Raw genomic sequence first — 20,483 nt, forward strand, 5'->3', positions numbered from 1 at the left:
GGCTTTCTGCCCGTCAGAAATTAACCCGCGAGACGCTGGTATTCTTTGGCAATTTCACTCGCCAGAATGGCGTTGTTGAACACCAGTTGGATGTTGGATTTCAGGCTGTCACCGCCGGTCAGTTCAGCAACGCGCGCCAGCAGGAATGGCGTACTTTCTTTACCAATAACACCCTGCGCTTCAGCTTCAGCTACCGCCTGATCGATCGCCGCATTGATAGTGTGTTCCGGCATCGCAAACTGTTCCGGGATCGGGTTCGCTACCACGAGGCCACCGTTCAGCCCGCTTTGCCATTTCACCGCCATTGCACGGGCAATTTCGCTGGCGCTGTCGAGACGAATGCTGACGTCAAACGGGCTGGTGCGGCAGAAAAACGCAGGCAGCGCTTTAGTCTGATAGCCAATTAACGGCACACCGAAGGTTTCTAAATACTCAGTGGTTAATCCTAAATCGAGAATAGATTTCGCCCCGGCACAAACAACGGTGACATTAGTATTTGCCAGTTCTTGCAAATCGGCAGAAATATCGAAGGTATGTTCCGCCCCGCGATGCACACCACCAATTCCCCCGGTGGCAAATACTTTAATTCCGGCAAGCGCCGCAATAATCATCGTTGAAGCCACAGTGGTTGCGCCATTTTTTCCGGCGGCAACAACAAAAGGTAAATCGCGACGACTAACTTTGGTCACGTTATGCCCTTCACGACCCAGTAATTCAATTTCTTCTTTGCTTAAACCCACTTTCATCACGCCGCCAATAATGGCGATAGTGGCAGGTACTGCGCCCTGTTTACGAATAGTTTCTTCTACTTCAATTGCGGTCTGGGCATTTTGTGGGAACGGCATCCCGTGAGAAATAATGGTCGATTCCAGCGCCACAACCGGTTTTTTGTTTTTTAAAGCGTCCTGCACTTCCGGGGAAATTTGTAATAATTCAGGGGAAATTTTTAATTCAGACATTCTGCGTTCTCCACTAACGATATAACGTTGGCAATCGATAAATCGGGGTTATTGGTGTATTCACAGGAGAGCGCCATTGACGAACATCCCTGTGCGAAACGAACAGATTCGGCAAACGGCATTCCGTCTACCCAACACGAAGCAAGTCCCGCCATCATGGCATCGCCCGCTCCGGTAACATTAATAACATTGGTTTTGATCGAGGCAGACCAGCCACTTTCACCGCTGATTTCACTGTAATAAACGCCATCGCCGCCCATGCTCAATACCAGTCGGTTCAGGCCATGTTGATGGAACCAGGCAGCAACTTTTGCCACATCTTCACGCCCTGACAGCGCAATCCCACTCAGTGTTTCCGCTTCAAGGCGGTTTGGCTTCAGAGTGTGGATCTGATTTAGACGGTCGCGCACTTTGACACATTTCCACGCTGAAACCGGATCGACAAATACGGGTACGTTGGCAGCATTATCCAGAATCCATGCCAGTGCCTCTTCACTGATATTACAGTCCGCGACAATGACCTTTGCCCTCTGAATAAATTCACGGTGCTGTGCGAGATATTCAGCTGTAATAGCGTTGCTAATATTCATGTCATTTATAGCAACCAGCATTTCACCGGTATTATCGAGTAATGATAAATAACTCGACGTATTTTCTCCCGGCACAATCAGGCATTTATCGACATAAACGCCAGATTGATTGGTTTGCGTTAGCAGCGATTGACCATAAAAATCACTACCTACTGCGCTCAGTAGCCAGGCTTTGTTACCCAGCAACGCCAGGTTTTGTGCAATATTTCGCCCTACTCCACCAGGCGTAAATTTTATTTTATCTGGATTTGAATCCGCATAATTTAATGATTCATGTGAATATCCGGCGACATCAATATTCGCCGAACCTATAATTACGACATAATCCTTTTCGCGCATAGCACGTCCTCTGGTAAAAAATTACCAACCCTGTCAATCCACAAGAATATAGATACTGCAAAGACGGTTTAAACATGTGTTCATATTTAAACATGTGCTCATAGTATGCATGTTTTACGTAAAGTAAATTGCCGCCAGAGAGGCAAAGCGGGCAGATTTGAGCAGGCTCACAAAATGCGATTAAATGCCTGAATTACAAAAGCGAGGAATTTGTGACGGGATGCACAGAACAGGAACAATAAAAAAGGGCAGAAAATAATCTGCCCTTGAGGAAATAACCTTAGTGTTTGATGAACGTTTCAGGTTTCTACTGAAAGATAAAACCATTTAAATTCATAAAATTACATTCACAAACCGGTCATTCCCTTTGCGCTCATCCAATGATACAGGGCAGGAAATTTCTGCCCTGTAACACACCTTTTATTACGCTGCTTTCGCTACTGCGTCCACTTCCGGACGTTTCAGGAAGGCATAGGCCAAACCCGCCACCAGCGTACCGGCAATAATTGCTACCAGGTAACCCAGTACCGGCGTAATAGCGCCAGGGATCAGCAGAACAAACAGACCACCGTGCGGTGCCATCAGTTTCGCACCAATCGCCATTGAGATTGCGCCAGTCAGCGCCCCACCAACGATACAACACGGCAGCACACGCATCGGATCACGAGCAGCAAACGGAATTGCACCTTCCGAAATAAAGCACAGACCAAGAACCAGAGCGGCTTTGCCACCTTCCTGCTGCGCTTTGTCAAATTTGCGACGCGCCACCATTGTTGCCAGACCCATTGCCAGCGGTGGCACCATACCTGCCGCCATAATCGCCGCCATCGGGCCATAGGTTTGAGTACTCAGCAGACCCACACCGAATGCGTACGCTGCTTTATTTACCGGACCGCCCATGTCAGTACACATCATGCCACCGAGGATCGCCCCCAGCAGAACCGCATTCGCAGTCCCCATGGTCTGCAGCCAGTGAGTCAACCCTTCGAGAATGCCAGCAACCGGTTTACCGATCAGGTAGATCATCGCCAGACCGACCACCAGACTGGAAATTAGCGGAATGATCAGGATCGGTTTCAGCGCCTCCATACTCTGTGGCAGTTTCAGTTGCGTACTGATTAACTTCGCAATGTAACCAGCCAGGAAGCCCGCAATAATACCGCCAATGAAGCCAGAACCGGTGCTGACCGCCAGCATACCGCCAATCAGACCCGGCGTGAGACCCGGACGATCGGCAATGGAGAAGGCAATGTAACCTGCCAGTACCGGCACCATCAGCGCAAAGGCTGAACCACCACCAATCTGCATCAGCGCCGCTGCCAACGTACCCGGCTCTTTAAACGCTTCGATACCAAAAGCAAAAGAAAGCGCGATACACAGACCACCTGCAACGACCATCGGCAGCATGTAAGAGACGCCCGTCAGCAAGTGACGGTATGCGCCTGCACTCTCTTTCTTACCTTCAGAGGTCGCCGTTTGAGCTTTGCCCGCCGGTTCATACGGCGTTGCTTCAGCAACCGCTTTATCCAGTTCCTGCGCGGTTTTCTTCAGCGCCAGACCGGTAGAGGTACGATACATCGGTTTACCAGCAAATTTCGCCAGATCCACTTCGATATCTGCCGCCACAATCACCAGATCCGCTGCGGCTACTTCTTCGGGGGTGATTGCATTACCCGCACCAACAGAACCACGGGTTTCAACTTTCACCCACCAGCCACGTTTTTTCGCTTCGGTTTCAATGGCTTCAGCCGCCATAAAGGTGTGTGCTACGCCAGTCGGGCAAGCAGTCACCGCAACTACGCGTTTCGGACCGCTGGCGGCAACCGGTGCTGTCGCAGCGACCGGCGCAGTGTAAGGTTTCGCATGGCCTTTGGCTTCACTCAGGAACAGCTCAGGGTGCGCAACTGCCCGGGAAATATCGCCCAGCCAGACATTTTTACCGTTCAGCGCGCTGTCATTCGGGATGGAATCACCGAGAACAATCGCCATTTCTGCGTCGTTCGGATTGTCGATGATTTCCAGTTTTGCTTTTCGCGCCGCCGCGCCCAGCAGGGTCTTCGCCATATAGGCGCGTGCCTGACCGAGATTAGCGTCAATAATCAGCAGCGTTTTCATTATGCCTCTCCTGCTGTCAGTTAAAAGGTTGTAAGTCGACGCGCGCCATCATTGCGGCCAACTGCGGACGATCGGTAATACCCACATTGCTTTGACTTACCGCCAGGGCTGCAACAGCAGTCGCCAGACGCAGTGTGTGTTCACTGGATTCACGCATTAGCAAGCCATAAATCAGGCCACCAACCATAGAATCCCCTGCGCCAACGGTGCTTACGACATCGACTGACGGTGGTTTGGCGATCCATTCGCCGGAGGCATTAACCCAAAGCGCGCCTTCGGCACCCAGTGAAATAACGACATGCGCAATACCTTGTTCACGCAGCGCATGCGCAGCTTCAATCACATCTTTCATTTCAGGCAGTTTACGGCCTGCCCAGATTTCCAGCTCGCGGCGGTTAGGTTTCACCAGCCACGGTGCCGCTTTCAAACCTGCTACTAACGCTTCACGGCTACTATCAAAGATAATGCAAGGGCACTGACTACGCAGGCGAGTCATCCAGTCGGTGAACGCTTCCGGGCTGACGCCTGACGGTAAGCTTCCGCTGACACAGACCATATCGAACTGACCGAGCCAGCTCAGAGAATCAGTCACAAAGCGTTCCCAGTCGGCGGGAGTGACTTCAAAACCCGAGAAGTTGAAGTCGGTCACTTCGCCGTCTTTTTCCGTCAGCTTAACGTTAATTCGGGTGCGCCCCTGTACAACCTGGAAACGGTTGGCAATGCCCAGCTCGCTGAACAGTTGCTGAAAACCATCCTGATTGTCTTTACCGAGGAAGCCGCCAACGGTGACATCAATTCCCAGGTCTTTCAATACTTTGGCCACGTTGATGCCTTTACCCGCCGCATGCAGACCGGTGGTTTTCACCAGGTTCACTTCGCCGCGTTCAATTTCCGGGCAGAAACCAACAAGGTCATAAGCCGGATTAAGGGTGATAGTAGCAACACGTCTGCTCATTATGCGCCCTCCCCAAGACCAGCAGCGATAGCGTCGCCGATTGCTTTCAGCGCCTGTTCAGCATCTGCACCCTGGGCGGTAAAGCGTAGGCGATGACCTTTCTTAACGCCAAGTGCCACAACTTTCATCAGACTACGTCCGTTTGCCGGTTTGCCGGTGCCATCAAGGTTTGTCACGGTAATATCACTGTTAAATTGTTTAATGGTGTTGACCAGCATGGTACCTGGACGAGCATGCAGGCCGTGTTCATTGCGCACCACAAACTCCGCGCTTAACACGTCGTCGGTCGGCGCATCATCGCTGGTCAGCAGCGCCAGCAACGTTGCCGCATCCGCTTTCAGCAAGCGGTCAGCTTTATTGTCGAGCAACAAATCAGCGAGACGCTTAAGAACCGCAATGGGCTGATCGTCATTCATCGCCACACTCACCAGCATGGCTGCCGTTTCGCCGTCCACATCAAAAGCATTTGCCGCACGGCTTACCGCAATCGCGCTACGCAGATTGCCTTCGGCGCTATCGCTCAGCCAGATACCCTGTCCGAGATTCAGCGGTTGTTCATTGATGGCTTTGGTGACGAAAGAGGCGTCAACTGCCCCCGCCTCTTTCAGACGCGCAGCGTTCAGCGCCTGAAGAGTCAGCAGATCGCTGGCGACGATATCCAGCGTCAGCATTTCGTTGTCGAGCTTCAACTGCTCACTCTGCTTTTCGCCCATCAGCAATGCGCGAAGTTCTTCTGCTGTTGTTGCTGACTTCAGTTGTTCAGCAACGGAATCATCGCTCAGTACGTGGGTCAGCTGGCGTAGCAGGCCCAGATGCTCATCCGAGCTGGCAGCAATACCGATCGCTACGTACGCTACCTGACCGTCACCCCAAGTGACGCCTTCCGGGAACTGAAATACCTGAACGCCGGTTTTCAGCACCTGATCGCGGGTGTCGGTAGTGCCGTGTGGAATAGCAATACCATTGCCGAGGAACGTTGAGGTTTGCTGTTCGCGCGCCAGCATGCCATTGACGTAGCCTTCTGCTACATTACCGGCCTGCACCAGCGCCGCAGCGACCTGGCGAATCGCCTCTTCTTTGTCTCCGGCCTTTTCGCCCGGATGGATGTCCTGTACGGATAACTGGAACATAGTTCTCCTCTCTTGCTGAATTGAAACGATTCAGCTTCTATGAGAAAAAAAGCGCCAACCTGGCTTAGGGTTAAAGACAAGATCGCGCTGAAACGTTTCAAGAAAGCATAATACTTCTGTTTCAGCACGCAAGGAAAGCCGTAAAGTTATGAGCAAAAGTTTGATGTGCTGCACAATTTTTTGTCATTTTTCCTAATTGCTGATGGGAAAATCCGTTATCAGCAATTTCATTTCAGCAGCGTCAGCAGCCAATCAGCAACAGTGAAATGGCATTTTGATTATTCGTGGCGCTTTTGATTTCGCTGTCTGTTTATTTTCTGACAAGCAGCGTAAACTCCGCGTCTTCCTCTTCCAGTGATCGACCAGCATGCATAACTCCCCCGCAGTCTCCAGCGCGAAATCGTTTGACCTGACCTCGACGGCGTTTTTAATCGTTGCCTTTCTCACCGGTATTGCGGGCGCTCTGCAAACCCCGACACTCAGTATTTTTCTTACCGATGAAGTACATGCCCGTCCGGCGATGGTGGGATTCTTCTTTACCGGCAGCGCTGTCATTGGGATTCTGGTGAGTCAGTTTCTCGCCGGGCGCTCTGATAAGCGCGGCGATCGCAAATCGCTGATTGTCTTTTGCTGCCTGTTAGGCGTGCTGGCCTGCACCCTTTTTGCCTGGAATCGCAACTACTTTGTTTTGCTATTCGTTGGCGTCTTTCTTAGCAGCTTTGGCTCGACCGCTAACCCGCAAATGTTTGCCCTTGCCCGTGAACATGCCGACAAAACCGGACGTGAGGCGGTGATGTTCAGCTCTTTTTTACGCGCTCAGGTTTCACTGGCATGGGTCATTGGCCCACCGCTGGCTTATGCCTTAGCGATGGGTTTCAGCTTTACGGTAATGTATCTGAGCGCAGCGGTAGCGTTTATTGTTTGCGGCGTGATGGTGTGGCTGTTTTTACCGTCGATGCAAAAAGAGCTTCCGCTGGCGACCGGCACGGTTGAAGCGCCGCGCCGTAACCGTCGCGATACGCTGCTGCTGTTTGTCATTTGTACATTGATGTGGGGCTCGAACAGTCTGTACATCATCAACATGCCGCTATTTATAATCAACGAACTGCATCTTCCCGAGAAACTGGCCGGTGTGATGATGGGGACCGCCGCCGGGCTGGAAATCCCGACCATGTTGATTGCCGGATATTTTGCCAAACGTCTGGGTAAGAGTTTCTTAATGCGCGTTGCTGCCGTGGGTGGCGTCTGTTTTTACGCAGGAATGCTGATGGCGCATTCTCCTGTCATTCTGTTGGGCTTGCAGCTGCTAAATGCTATTTTTATTGGCATTCTGGGCGGTATCGGGATGCTCTATTTTCAGGATTTGATGCCCGGTCAGGCAGGTTCAGCCACCACGCTCTATACCAACACGTCGCGCGTGGGCTGGATCATCGCAGGATCTGTGGCGGGCATCGTCGCCGAGATCTGGAATTATCACGCTGTGTTCTGGTTTGCGATGGTGATGATTATCGCCACTCTGTTTTGCTTACTGCGGATTAAAGATGTTTAAGGCGCGGTCAGCATTTCCAGATCGATAAGCCAGGTCATTGCCTGCTGACGCGAGTTACCGCACATTTCAGCGCTGGCTTGTAAGCCTGCACAGACTTTCGGCCGCAGTGGCGAGGTGAAAATTTTACAGCGTTGCTGTTCATCAAGCTGAATGCAGGGCGTATTGGCGGGCTTGCCATCTGGCATACCGGGAATAGGGCTGGAAATTGAAGGGGCAGTGCAACACGCCCCGCAACCCGGACGGCATTCCATACGTTGTTCTCTTAAGGTTAACCACCGGATTGATGAGCGCGCACAGTACCACCTTTTTTGCACCAGCAAAAGTGCGAATACCACTTGCCCGAAAGGCCCGTCGCGAGTACTTTGTCGCGATATTTTTGACATTTTCGACTACAGGAATTTTTCGATGCCAAGAGCGAACGAAATTAAAAAAGGTATGGTACTGAATTACAACGGCAAACTGCTGCTGGTTAAGGACATTGATATTCAGTCGCCCACTGCCCGCGGTGCCGCTACGCTGTACAAAATGCGTTTTTCTGATGTCCGTACCGGGCTGAAAGTAGAAGAGCGTTTCAAAGGTGATGATATCGTTGACACCGTGACGCTGACCCGCCGTTACGTTGACTTCTCCTATGTCGATGGTAACGAATATGTCTTTATGGATAAAGAAGACTATACCCCGTATACCTTCACCAAAGATCAGATTGAAGAAGAGTTGCTGTTTATGCCAGAAGGCGGCATGCCGGACATGCAGGTGCTGACCTGGGACGGTCAACTGCTGGCGCTTGAGCTGCCGCAGACCGTTGATCTGGAAATCGTTGAAACCGCACCAGGCATCAAAGGGGCATCTGCCAGCGCCCGTAACAAACCGGCGACATTGAGCACTGGTCTGGTGATTCAGGTACCAGAATACTTAAGCCCGGGCGAAAAAATTCGTATCCATATCGAAGAACGCCGTTATATGGGGCGTGCTGACTAACTTCAGCCGCAGGCAGAAAAGGGATAGCTCAGGCTGTCCCTTTTTTAATTTATTATACCAATCTTCTATTTTGCGCTTCCTGAACACCTTACGCCCGCAATATTCACTCGTTGATTGATCGCCCTCACACTTCATCGCATTAACAATCCAGACCAATTTCAATTGCTGTCATATAACTTTACACTGTCGTTGTTAATTAATCGTTACTAAGACGTGACTCCTATGAATACAATTGCCTCCGTTACGCTCCCGCATCATGTACACGCTCCACGCTACGATCGCCAGCAGTTGCAATCACGTATCGTTCATTTTGGCTTTGGAGCCTTTCACCGCGCTCATCAGGCGTTACTGACCGATCGTGTGCTGAATGCCCAGGGCGGCGACTGGGGGATCTGTGAAATCAGCTTGTTCAGCGGTGATCAACTGATGAGCCAGCTCCGCGCACAGAACCATTTATATACCGTGCTGGAGAAAGGGACGGACGGCAATCAGGCGATAATTGTCGGTGCCGTTCACGAATGCCTGAATGCAAAACTGGATTCCTTAGCGGCAATTATTGAGAAGTTTTGCGAGCCACAGGTGGCAATTGTTTCCCTGACGATTACCGAAAAAGGCTATTGTATTGACCCGGCCACCGGTGCACTCGACACCAGCAATCCGCGGATTATTCACGATCTACAAACCCCTGAAGAACCTCACTCCGCACCGGGTATTCTCGTCGAAGCACTGAAACGCCGCCGTGAGCGCGGCCTTACACCGTTTACCGTGCTCTCCTGTGACAATATTCCCGACAATGGCCATGTGGTGAAAAACGCGGTGCTGGGAATGGCAGAAAAACGTTCGCCAGAACTCGCCGGGTGGATAAAAGAGCACGTCAGTTTTCCGGGAACTATGGTCGACCGCATTGTTCCGGCAGCAACCAACGAATCACTGGCGGAAATCAGCCAGCATCTGGGGGTGAATGATCCCTGCGCGATTAGCTGCGAACCGTTTATCCAGTGGGTGGTGGAAGATAACTTCGTCGCTGGGCGTCCTGCCTGGGAAGTCGCAGGTGTACAAATGGTGAATGATGTCCTGCCATGGGAAGAGATGAAACTGCGGATGCTTAATGGCAGCCACTCTTTTCTCGCTTATCTGGGTTACCTCTCAGGATTCGCCCATATCAGTGATTGCATGCAGGATCGCGCATTTCGCCATGCCGCCAGAACATTAATGCTGGATGAGCAAGCGCCGACACTGCGGATTAAAGATGTCGATTTAACACAATATGCGGATAAGTTAATTGCACGTTTTGCTAATCCGGCGCTGAAACATAAGACCTGGCAAATCGCGATGGATGGCAGCCAGAAATTACCGCAACGCATGCTGGCAGGTATTCGCATACATCTGGGGCGCGAAACGGACTGGTCGTTGCTGGCATTAGGCGTTGCAGGCTGGATGCGTTACGTCAGCGGCGTTGATGATGCCGGAAATGCCATTGATGTTCGCGATCCGCTTAGCGATAAAATTCGCGATCTTGTTGCGGGCAGCAGCAGTGAGCAACGCGTCACCGCCCTGCTTTCCCTGCGTGAAGTTTTCGGTGATGATCTGCCAGATAACCCGCATTTTGTGCAGGCCATCGAACAAGCCTGGCAACAAATCGCACAATTCGGCGCGCATCAGGCGCTATTAAACACCCTCAAAATTTAACGATTTCTGCGGTTAAAGCGGATGAAGCTCGCCTTCGTCCGCTCTCCCCTTCTCTTTTCTGCCGTTTTTAGCCAGGATTAACGCTCAGTTAACTTATCAGAGTATTGCGGAGCCGTTGTGACCAGGACCAACCTCATCACCGGTTTTCTCGGCAGCGGGAAAACTACGTCGATTCTTCATCTGTTAGCCCATAAAGATCCCAACGAAAAATGGGCGGTACTGGTTAATGAATTTGGGGAAGTCGGAATTGATGGTGCTTTGCTCGCCGATAGCGGCGCATTGCTGAAAGAGATCCCCGGCGGCTGCATGTGCTGCGTTAATGGTTTACCCATGCAGGTAGGGTTGAATACCTTACTGCGTCAGGGAAAACCAGACCGCTTGTTGATAGAGCCGACCGGGCTGGGCCATCCGAAACAGATCCTCGATCTGTTAACCGCACCAGTCTATGAACCGTGGATAGATCTGCGCGCCACGTTGTGCATTCTCGATCCACGCCTGCTGCTGGACGAAAAAAGCGCCAGCAATGAAAACTTCCGTGACCAGCTGGCTGCCGCAGACATCATTGTCGCCAATAAATCCGACCGTGCGACGCCTGAAAGTGAGCAAGCGCTACTGCGCTGGTGGCAGCAAAATGGTGGCGATCGGCAATTAATTCACAGTGAGCATGGGAAAGTTGACGGTCATCTTCTGGATTTGCCGCGTCGCAATTTAGCCGAGTTGCCCGCCAGCGCCGCGCATTCTCATCAGCATGGCGTGAAAAAAGGGTTAGCAGCGTTAAGCCTGCCAGAGCATCAACGCTGGCGTCGCAGTCTGAACAGCGGACAAGGATATCAGGCCTGCGGCTGGATATTCGACGCTGATACGGTATTCGACACCATTGGCATTCTGGAATGGGCGCGACTTGCACCGGTGGAACGCGTCAAAGGCGTGCTGCGTATTCCCGAAGGGCTGGTGCGAATCAACCGTCAGGGCGATGATCTGCACATTGAAACGCAAAACGTTGCGCCACCGGACAGCCGTATTGAGCTGATTTCCAGCAGCGAAGCTGACTGGAATGCCTTGCAGAGCGCGCTGTTGAAGCTTCGTTTAGCGACTACCGCGTAAGGTTGCCTGCGTTTTTCAGTAAGATAATTAGAGAAAATATGATTAAAAATTTGCCGCAAATAGTGTTGTTGAATATTGTCGGCCTCGCGCTGTTTCTTTCCTGGTATATTCCCGTTAATCATGGATTCTGGTTGCCGATTGATGCGGATATTTTTTATTTCTTTAATCAGAAACTGGTCGAAAGTAAGGCCTTTTTGTGGCTGGTTGCATTGACCAACAATCGCGCTTTCGACGGTTGTTCACTGCTGGCGATGGGAATGTTGATGCTGAGTTTCTGGCTGAAAGAAAACGCCCCAGGCAGACGACGTATCGTGATTATTGGTCTGGTCATGCTATTAACTGCAGTGGTATTAAACCAGCTGGGTCAGGCATTAATTCCTGTAAAACGGGCCAGCCCAACATTGACTTTTACCGATATTAACCGCGTCAGCGAACTGCTCTCTGTTCCCACGAAAGATGCCTCACGAGATAGCTTTCCCGGCGATCACGGCATGATGCTGCTTATTTTTTCGGCATTCATGTGGCGTTATTTCGGCAAAGTTGCAGGTCTTATCGCCCTTATTATTTTTGTGGTTTTTGCGTTTCCCAGAGTAATGATTGGCGCACACTGGTTTACTGACATCATTGTCGGTTCGATGACCGTGATATTGATCGGTTTGCCCTGGGTGTTGCTGACGCCATTAAGTGATCGATTAATCACCTTTTTTGACAAATCACTACCGGGAAAAAACAAACATTTCCAAAACAAATAACTCACAGTAATTAACATCATCAGGTTTATTTTTATAGTGAGGATAATCCTGATGATGCGCACCGTGCTTTCATCTATCGAATGCAAAAATCATTCTCTAAGTAAATGAATGGATTGCATGCGTTTCACTCAATCGTACTTTAATTGACCAATCCCGCTTATTAACTTTCTGTATCACTTTTTCTTATAAAAAATCATGTAAAACCGCTCGCCAAGACCGCACCAATCGGGTAATCTCGAACTCGTTTTGCCTCGGCGGTAGATTATCCTCACAGCATATAATTTTGTGCGTTAGTCCACAGATTTGGCCTTAAGGAATTGTTTCAACATGCCCAGGTAATTAGTCTCGTGTCGCTTGGCATTTTTTTATAACGATATTTGTCGTTAAGGACTTCAAGGGAAAACAAACAACATGGTCAAATCTCAACCGATTTTGAGATATATCTTGCGCGGGATCCCCGCGATTGCAGTAGCGGTTCTGCTTTCTGCATGTAGTGCAAATAACACCGCAAAGAATATGCATCCTGAGACACGTGCAGTGGGTAGTGAAACATCATCACTGCAAGCTTCTCAGGATGAATTTGAAAACCTGGTTCGTAATGTCGACGTAAAATCGCGAATTATGGATCAGTATGCTGACTGGAAAGGCGTACGTTATCGTCTGGGCGGCAGCACTAAAAAAGGTATCGATTGTTCTGGTTTCGTACAGCGTACATTCCGTGAGCAATTTGGCTTAGAACTTCCGCGTTCGACTTACGAACAGCAGGAAATGGGTAAATCTGTTTCCCGCAGTAATTTGCGTACGGGTGATTTAGTTCTGTTCCGTGCCGGTTCAACGGGACGCCATGTCGGTATTTATATCGGCAACAATCAGTTTGTCCATGCTTCCACCAGCAGTGGTGTTATTATTTCTAGCATGAATGAACCGTACTGGAAGAAGCGTTACAACGAAGCACGCCGGGTTCTCAGCCGCAGCTAATAAACCGTTTGGATGCAATCCCTTGGCTATCCTGACGAGTTAACTGAAAGCACTGCTTAGGCAGTGCTTTTTTGTTTTCATTCATCAGAGAAAATGATGTTTCCGCGTCTTGATCCAGGCTATAGTCCGGTCATTGTTATCTTTTAAATGTTGTCGTAATTTCAGGAAATTAACGGAATCATGTTCATACGCGCTCCCAATTCTGGACGTAAGCTCCTGCTTACCTGCATTGTTGCAGGCGTAATGATTGCGATACTGGTGAGTTGCCTTCAGTTTTTAGTGGCCTGGCATAAGCACGAAGTCAAATACGACACACTGATTACCGACGTACAAAAGTATCTCGATACCTATTTTGCCGACCTGAAATCCACTACTGACCGGCTCCAGCCGCTGACCTTAGATACCTGCCAGCAGGCTAACCCCGAACTGACCGCCCGCGCGGCGTTTAGCATGAATGTCCGTACGTTTGTGCTGGTGAAAGATAAAAAAACATTCTGTTCATCTGCGACCGGTGAGATGGACATTCCACTCAATGAATTGATTCCGGCGCTCGACATTAATAAAAATGTCGATATGGCGATCTTACCCGGCACGCCGATGGTGCCGAACAAACCCGCAATCGTCATCTGGTATCGCAACCCTTTGCTGAAAAATAGCGGCGTCTTTGCCGCTCTGAATCTCAACCTGACGCCTTCTCTCTTTTATAGTTCAAGGCAGGAAGATTACGATGGCGTCGCCCTCATTATTGGTAATACTGCGCTATCTACCTTTTCTTCACGTTTGATGAACGTTAATGAGTTAACCGACATGCCAGTCCGTGAAACTAAAATTGCGGGCATTCCTCTGACCGTTCGGCTTTATGCAGATGACTGGACATGGAACGATGTGTGGTACGCATTTTTACTGGGCGGCATGAGTGGAACTGTCGTTGGCCTGCTCTGCTATTACCTGATGAGCGTACGTATGCGCCCCGGCAGAGAAATCATGACCGCCATCAAGCGCGAACAATTTTACGTGGCGTATCAACCGGTGGTGGATACACAAGCTTTGCGAGTAACGGGCCTGGAAGTACTGCTACGCTGGCGGCATCCTGTCGCGGGAGAAATTCCCCCGGATGCCTTCATTAACTTTGCCGAATCGCAAAAGATGATTGTGCCGCTGACTCAGCACCTGTTTGAGTTAATTGCCCGCGATGCCGCAGAATTAGAAAAAGTGCTGCCGGTAGGCGTCAAATTTGGCATTAACATTGCGCCGGACCATCTGCACAGCGAAAGCTTTAAAGCAGATATCCAGAAACTGCTCACTTCCCTACCCGCACACCATTTCCAGATTGTGCTGGAAATTACCGAGCGCGATATGCTGAAAGAGCAAGAAGCCACACAACTCTTCGCCTGGCTGCACTCGGTCGGCGTAGAAATTGCTATTGATGACTTCGGCACCGGGCACAGCGCGCTTATCTATCTTGAGCGTTTTACGCTCGATTATCTGAAAATTGACCGTGGATTTATCAACGCCATCGGTACGGAAACGATCACTTCACCCGTACTTGACGCGGTGCTGACGCTGGCGAAACGCCTCAATATGCTGACGGTTGCTGAAGGGGTCGAAACGCCGGAACAGGCGCGATGGCTAAGCGAACGCGGCGTTAATTTCATGCAAGGCTATTGGATTAGTCGCCCGTTACCGCTGGACGATTTTGTCCGCTGGCTGAAGAAACCGTATACGCCGCAGTGGTAAGGTGTGCTTACGTCCCTTATTATTCATAGTGAAAGCATGCCGGATTGCGGCTAATGATGAGTAAAAGGAAATCCGTTGCAGATGATTGTGCGCATACTGCTGCTGTTTATCGCTCTGTTCACCTTTGGTGCGCAGGCGCAGGCTATCAAGGAAAGCTATGCCTTTGCCGTGCTGGGCGAACCCCGGTACGCGTTTAATTTCAACCATTTTGATTATGTGAACCCCGCCGCGCCAAAAGGTGGGCAGATAACGTTGTCAGCCCTCGGCACCTTCGATAATTTCAACCGCTATGCACTGCGCGGCAACCCGGGCGCACGCACCGAGCAGCTGTACGACACGCTATTTACGACTTCCGATGACGAACCAGGCAGTTATTACCCGCTGATTGCTGAAAGCGCACGCTATGCTGACGATTATTCCTGGGTGGAGGTCGCTATTAATCCGCGCGCCCGTTTTCATGATGGTTCGCCCATTACTGCCCGCGATGTAGAGTTTACTTTTCAAAAATTTATGACCGAAGGCGTGCCGCAATTTCGTCTGGTCTACAAAGGCACCACCGTCAAAGCCATTGCGCCGTTAACCGTGCGCATTGAGTTAGCTAAACCCGGCAAAGAAGATATGTTGAGTCTGTTTTCGCTGCCGGTATTTCCAGAAAAGTACTGGAAGGATCACAAACTTAGCGATCCGCTCGCCACGCCTCCGCTTGCCAGTGGTCCGTACCGAATTACGTCCTGGAAAATGGGGCAAAATATTGTCTATTCCCGCGTGAAAGATTACTGGGCAGCAAACTTACCGGTAAACCGTGGACGCTGGAATTTCGACACCATTCGCTACGATTATTACCTCGATGATAATGTCGCCTTTGAAGCGTTTAAAGCAGGTGCCTTTGATTTGCGTATGGAAAACGACGCTAAAAACTGGGCCACGCGTTATACCGGTAAAAATTTCGATAAAAAATACATCATCAAAGATGAGCAAAAGAACGAATCAGCCCAGGATACGCGCTGGCTGGCGTTTAATATCCAACGTCCGGTATTCAGCGATCGCCGGGTCCGGGAAGCAATCACCCTCGCCTTTGACTTTGAATGGATGAACAAGGCGTTGTTTTACAATGCCTGGAGTCGCACGAACAGTTATTTTCAGAATACCGAATACGCGGCCAGAAATTACCCCGACGCCGCGGAGCTGGTGCTTCTGGCACCAATGAAAAAAGATCTACCGCCAGAAGTCTTCACACAAATCTACCAGCCGCCGGTATCCAAAGGCGATGGCTACGATCGTGACAACCTGTTAAAAGCCGACAAACTTCTCAACGAAGCGGGCTGGGTGCTGAAGGGTCAGCAACGCGTTAATGCCACAACGGGTCAGCCGCTCAGCTTTGAATTATTGCTTCCCGCAAGCAGCAATAGTCAGTGGGTATTGCCGTTCCAGCACAGCCTGCAACGGCTGGGTATCAACATGGACATTCGCAAGGTGGATAACTCGCAAATCACCAACCGCATGCGCAGTCGCGACTATGACATGATGCCGCGCCTATGGCGGGCGATGCCGTGGCCCAGTTCCGATTTACAGATTTCCTGGTCATCGGAATATATCAATTCCACTTATAATGCCCCCGGCGTGCAAAGCCCGGTTATCGACTCGCTGATCAACCAAATTATTGCCGCGCAGGGAAATAAAGAAAAATTACTGCCGTTGGGGCGAGCACTGGATCGCGTATTAACGTGGAATTATTACATGCTGCCAATGTGGTACATGGCGGAAGACCGTCTCGCCTGGTGGGATAAATTCTCCCAACCCGCTGTACGCCCTGTTTACAGCCTGGGTATCGATACCTGGTGGTATGACGTTAATAAAGCGGCCAAACTGCCGTCAGCCAGACAACAGGGAGAGTAGATGGGCGCTTATCTGATTCGCCGTCTGTTGCTGGTGATCCCAACGTTATGGGCGATTATCACTATCAACTTTTTCATCGTGCAAATTGCGCCTGGCGGTCCGGTCGACCAGGCCATCGCCGCCATTGAGTTTGGTAATGCCGGAGTATTACCCGGCGCAGGCGGTGAAGGCGTTCGCGCCAGCCATGCGCAAACGGGCGTCGGTAATATCAGCGACAGTAATTACCGTGGCGGACGCGGATTAGATCCAGAAGTGATCGCCGAGATCACTCATCGCTACGGTTTCGATAAGCCGATCCACGAACGTTACTTCAAAATGCTCTGGGACTACATCCGCTTTGATTTTGGCGATAGCCTGTTTCGCAGCGCCTCGGTGCTGACGCTGATTAAAGACAGTCTGCCGGTTTCCATCACCCTCGGATTGTGGAGCACGCTGATTATCTATCTGGTGTCGATTCCGTTAGGCATTCGCAAAGCTGTTTATAATGGGAGCCGCTTTGACGTCTGGAGTAGCGCATTTATCATCATCGGCTACGCTATTCCGGCCTTTTTGTTTGCCATCCTGCTGATTGTCTTCTTCGCGGGCGGCAGTTATTTCGACCTGTTCCCTCTACGCGGCCTGGTTTCCGCTAACTTTGATTCGCTGCCGTGGTATCAGAAAATCACCGATTATCTGTGGCATATCACGCTGCCGGTGCTGGCGACAGTGATTGGTGGCTTTGCGGCGCTGACCATGCTGACCAAAAACTCATTCCTTGATGAAGTGCGCAAGCAATACGTGGTGACCGCGCGTGCGAAAGGGGTAAGTGAAAAAAATATTCTCTGGAAACATGTGTTCCGCAACGCCATGCTGCTGGTGATTGCCGGTTTTCCGGCGACGTTTATCAGCATGTTCTTCACCGGCTCGCTGCTGATTGAAGTGATGTTTTCACTCAATGGCCTTGGCTTACTGGGCTACGAAGCGACCGTCTCGCGCGATTATCCTGTAATGTTTGGTACCTTGTATATTTTCACCCTGATTGGCCTGCTGCTGAATATTGTCAGTGATATCAGCTATACGCTGGTCGATCCGCGTATAGATTTTGAGGGACGTTAATGTCGCGACTCAGCCCCGTCAATCAGGCCCGTTGGGCGCGTTTTCGCCATAACCGTCGCGGCTACTGGTCGTTATGGATTTTCCTCGTTTTGTTTGGTTTGAGTTTGTGTTCTGAACTTATCGCCAACGATAAACCGTTGCTGGTGCGTTATGACGGCAGTTGGTATTTCCCGTTGTTGAAAAATTACAGTGAAAGCGATTTTGGCGGCCCTCTGGCAAGTCAGGCTGATTATCAGGACCCGTGGCTGAAACAACGGCTGGAAAATAACGGCTGGGTACTGTGGGCACCGATTCGCTTTGGTGCTACCAGTATCAACTTTGCTACCGATAAGCCCTTCCCTTCTCCACCCTCCCGGCAAAACTGGCTGGGAACGGATGCCAACGGCGGCGATGTGCTGGCACGTATTCTCTATGGCACGCGGATCTCGGTTCTGTTTGGCCTGATGCTGACTCTCTGTTCCAGCGTGATGGGCGTGCTGGCGGGGGCGCTACAAGGCTATTACGGCGGTAAAGTCGACCTCTGGGGACAACGCTTTATTGAAGTATGGTCGGGGATGCCGACGCTGTTTTTGATTATTTTACTTTCCAGCGTCGTACAGCCTAACTTCTGGTGGCTGCTGGCAATTACTGTCTTGTTTGGCTGGATGAGTCTGGTCGGCGTGGTGCGGGCGGAGTTTTTACGTACCCGTAATTTCGACTACATTCGTGCGGCGCAGGCGCTTGGCGTCAGCGATCGCAGTATCATCCTGCGTCATATGTTGCCTAATGCCATGGTCGCGACCCTCACCTTTTTACCGTTTATTTTATGTAGTTCGATCACCACCCTGACCTCACTCGATTTCCTCGGCTTTGGTCTGCCGCTCGGTTCACCGTCACTCGGTGAACTGCTGTTACAAGGGAAAAATAACCTTCAGGCTCCGTGGCTTGGGATCACCGCCTTCTTGTCGGTGGCGATATTATTGTCTTTGCTGATCTTTATTGGTGAAGCCGTCCGCGACGCATTTGATCCTAATAAGGCGGTGTAGCATGACGCAAACTCTGTTAGCGATTGAAGATTTGTCGGTGGGTTTTCGCCATCAGCAAACCGTACGTACAGTAGTCAATGATGTTTCACTACAGATTGAGGCTGGCGAAACGCTGGCGCTGGTGGGTGAGTCAGGTTCAGGCAAAAGCGTTACCGCGCTGTCAATTTTACGCCTGCTCCCATCCCCGCCGGTTGAATATCTCTCCGGCGATATTCGTTTTCATGGCGAATCGCTGCTTCATGCCAGCGATCAAACGTTGCGCGGTGTACGCGGTAATAAGATCGCCATGATTTTTCAGGAGCCGATGGTGTCGTTAAATCCATTGCATACCCTGGAAAAACAGCTTTATGAAGTGCTTTCACTCCACCGCGGGATGCGTCGGGAAGCGGCTCGTGGCGAAATTCTTAACTGCCTTGATCGCGTCGGTATCCGCCAGGCGGCAAAACGGCTGACAGATTATCCGCATCAGCTCTCCGGCGGCGAACGCCAGCGGGTGATGATTGCGATGGCACTGTTAACGCGACCGGAATTATTAATTGCCGATGAACCGACCACCGCACTGGACGTCTCTGTCCAGGCGCAGATTTTACAGCTGTTGCGCGAACTGCAAGGCGAGCTGAATATGAGCATGCTGTTTATTACTCATAACCTCAGCATTGTCAGAAAACTGGCCCACCGCGTGGCGGTAATGCAAAACGGTCGCTGTGTCGAGCAAAATAACGCCGCTACGCTATTTGCCTCACCCACTCATCCTTACACACAAAAGCTACTCAACAGTGAACCGTCAGGCGACCCGGTGCCATTGCCAGAACCTGCCTCAACGTTGCTGGATGTTGAACAGCTTCAGGTTGCCTTCCCCATTCGCAAAGGGATTTTGAAGCGCATTGTGGATCATAATGTGGTGGTGAAAAACATCAGTTTTACGCTACGAGCGGGTGAAACACTGGGTTTAGTGGGCGAGTCCGGTTCCGGGAAAAGCACGACGGGACTGGCGCTGCTGCGACTGATTAATTCTCAGGGCAGCATCATCTTTGACGGTCAGCCACTGCAAAATTTAAATCGCCGCCAGCTGTTACCTATTCGTCATCGCATTCAGGTGGTATTTCAGGATCCAAACTCCTCGCTCAACCCACGACTCAACGTTTTGCAGATTATTGAGGAAGGCTTACGGGTTCACCAGCCGACGCTTTCTGCCGCACAACGCGAACAACAAGTGATAGCCGTGATGCATGAAGTGGGATTAGATCCTGAAACACGCCACCGTTATCCGGCGGAGTTCTCTGGTGGTCAGCGACAACGTATTGCGATTGCCAGGGCATTAATTCTTAAGCCCTCGCTGATCATACTTGATGAACCGACATCATCACTCGACAAAACGGTACAGGCGCAAATATTGACGCTATTGAAATCATTGCAACAAAAGCATCAACTGGCCTATTTGTTTATCAGCCATGATTTGCACGTTGTCCGCGCGTTATGTCATCAGGTTATCGTACTGCGACAAGGGGAAGTAGTGGAACAAGGACCGTGCGCGCGCGTGTTTGCCACACCGCAGCAGGAGTATACGCGTCAGCTACTGGCGTTGAGCTGAC

At 50.7% G+C, this 20,483-nt stretch carries 17 protein-coding genes; 11 read left to right on the forward strand and 6 right to left on the reverse strand.

Annotated elements, in window-relative coordinates:
- Positions 1-20 precede the first annotated feature (20 nt).
- From psuG to fruB, 5 genes are all read right to left on the reverse strand, one after another.
- Positions 21-959 (reverse strand): pseudouridine-5'-phosphate glycosidase, encoded by a 939-nt coding sequence (gene psuG, locus OQV04_RS05330; RefSeq protein ID WP_001292454.1) that lies wholly within the window; start codon positions 957-959, stop codon positions 21-23.
- Positions 947-1,888: a pseudouridine kinase gene (locus OQV04_RS05335; RefSeq protein ID WP_032281220.1), complete on the reverse strand. Its 942-nt coding sequence runs from the start codon at positions 1,886-1,888 to the stop codon at positions 947-949. The genes psuG and OQV04_RS05335 overlap by 13 nt, the downstream gene beginning before the upstream one ends.
- Positions 1,889-2,311: 423 nt before the next feature.
- Positions 2,312-4,003 carry a PTS fructose transporter subunit IIBC gene (gene fruA / locus OQV04_RS05340; RefSeq protein ID WP_000854439.1) on the reverse strand — a complete coding sequence of 564 codons (1,692 nt, stop codon included), beginning with the start codon at positions 4,001-4,003 and terminating at the stop codon, positions 2,312-2,314.
- A 16-nt stretch (positions 4,004-4,019) separates the two neighbouring features.
- Complete coding sequence (gene fruK, locus OQV04_RS05345) at positions 4,020-4,958, reverse strand: 1-phosphofructokinase (RefSeq protein ID WP_000091263.1); 939 nt, start codon at positions 4,956-4,958, stop codon at positions 4,020-4,022.
- Complete coding sequence (gene fruB, locus OQV04_RS05350) at positions 4,958-6,088, reverse strand: fused PTS fructose transporter subunit IIA/HPr protein (RefSeq protein ID WP_000487240.1); 1,131 nt, start codon at positions 6,086-6,088, stop codon at positions 4,958-4,960. The genes fruK and fruB overlap by 1 nt, the downstream gene beginning before the upstream one ends.
- Before the next feature lie 367 nt (positions 6,089-6,455).
- Between fruB and setB the strand changes: the two genes are divergently transcribed.
- Positions 6,456-7,637, forward strand: coding sequence for a sugar efflux transporter SetB (gene setB / locus OQV04_RS05355; protein ID WP_032281222.1), 1,182 nt, complete (start codon positions 6,456-6,458; stop codon positions 7,635-7,637).
- On the opposite strand, the gene OQV04_RS05360 is transcribed toward setB, so the two are convergent.
- Positions 7,634-7,888 carry a YkgJ family cysteine cluster protein gene (locus OQV04_RS05360; RefSeq protein WP_000389030.1) on the reverse strand — a complete coding sequence of 85 codons (255 nt, stop codon included), beginning with the start codon at positions 7,886-7,888 and terminating at the stop codon, positions 7,634-7,636. The genes setB and OQV04_RS05360 overlap by 4 nt on opposite strands.
- A gap of 154 nt (positions 7,889-8,042) precedes the next feature.
- On the opposite strand from OQV04_RS05360, the gene yeiP reads away from it, so the two are divergent.
- The 10 genes from yeiP (at position 8,043) to yejF (ending at position 20,482) form a co-directional block, all read left to right on the forward strand.
- A complete protein-coding gene (yeiP, locus tag OQV04_RS05365) occupies positions 8,043-8,615 on the forward strand; it encodes an elongation factor P-like protein YeiP (RefSeq protein WP_001136827.1) in 573 nt (190 codons plus the stop codon).
- Positions 8,616-8,837: 222 nt separating this feature from the next.
- The gene (locus OQV04_RS05370) at positions 8,838-10,304 is read left to right on the forward strand and encodes a mannitol dehydrogenase family protein (protein ID WP_045177180.1); all 1,467 of its coding nucleotides are present in this window, start codon (positions 8,838-8,840) and stop codon (positions 10,302-10,304) included.
- Positions 10,305-10,421: 117 nt separating this feature from the next.
- A complete protein-coding gene (gene yeiR / locus OQV04_RS05375; protein ID WP_274446462.1) occupies positions 10,422-11,408 on the forward strand; it encodes a zinc-binding GTPase YeiR in 987 nt (328 codons plus the stop codon).
- 38 nt (positions 11,409-11,446) lie between these two features.
- The gene (gene lpxT, locus OQV04_RS05380) at positions 11,447-12,160 is read left to right on the forward strand and encodes a Kdo(2)-lipid A phosphotransferase (RefSeq protein ID WP_000594599.1); all 714 of its coding nucleotides are present in this window, start codon (positions 11,447-11,449) and stop codon (positions 12,158-12,160) included.
- Positions 12,161-12,571: 411 nt separating this feature from the next.
- Entirely contained in the window at positions 12,572-13,138 is a 567-nt protein-coding gene (gene mepS / locus OQV04_RS05385; protein ID WP_000241011.1) for a bifunctional murein DD-endopeptidase/murein LD-carboxypeptidase, read from the forward strand.
- A gap of 180 nt (positions 13,139-13,318) precedes the next feature.
- Positions 13,319-14,875, forward strand: a complete 1,557-nt coding sequence (locus OQV04_RS05390; protein WP_000470594.1) for a cyclic di-GMP phosphodiesterase — start codon at positions 13,319-13,321, stop codon at positions 14,873-14,875.
- Positions 14,876-14,956: 81 nt separating this feature from the next.
- On the forward strand, positions 14,957-16,771 hold the full coding sequence (locus OQV04_RS05395; protein ID WP_042003105.1) for an extracellular solute-binding protein: 1,815 nt from the start codon (positions 14,957-14,959) through the stop codon (positions 16,769-16,771).
- On the forward strand, positions 16,772-17,866 hold the full coding sequence (locus OQV04_RS05400) for a microcin C ABC transporter permease YejB (RefSeq protein WP_000501604.1): 1,095 nt from the start codon (positions 16,772-16,774) through the stop codon (positions 17,864-17,866). It begins immediately after the preceding gene.
- The gene (locus tag OQV04_RS05405; RefSeq protein WP_000088916.1) at positions 17,866-18,891 is read left to right on the forward strand and encodes an ABC transporter permease; all 1,026 of its coding nucleotides are present in this window, start codon (positions 17,866-17,868) and stop codon (positions 18,889-18,891) included. The genes OQV04_RS05400 and OQV04_RS05405 overlap by 1 nt, the downstream gene beginning before the upstream one ends.
- A 1-nt stretch (position 18,892) precedes the next feature.
- The gene (yejF, locus tag OQV04_RS05410) at positions 18,893-20,482 is read left to right on the forward strand and encodes a microcin C ABC transporter ATP-binding protein YejF (RefSeq protein WP_045177184.1); all 1,590 of its coding nucleotides are present in this window, start codon (positions 18,893-18,895) and stop codon (positions 20,480-20,482) included.
- The last annotated feature ends 1 nt before the right edge of the window (position 20,483 follow it).

The sequence above is a fragment of the Escherichia sp. Lx600-2 genome, from assembly GCF_036662595.1.
Taxonomy (GTDB): domain Bacteria; phylum Pseudomonadota; class Gammaproteobacteria; order Enterobacterales; family Enterobacteriaceae; genus Escherichia; species Escherichia coli.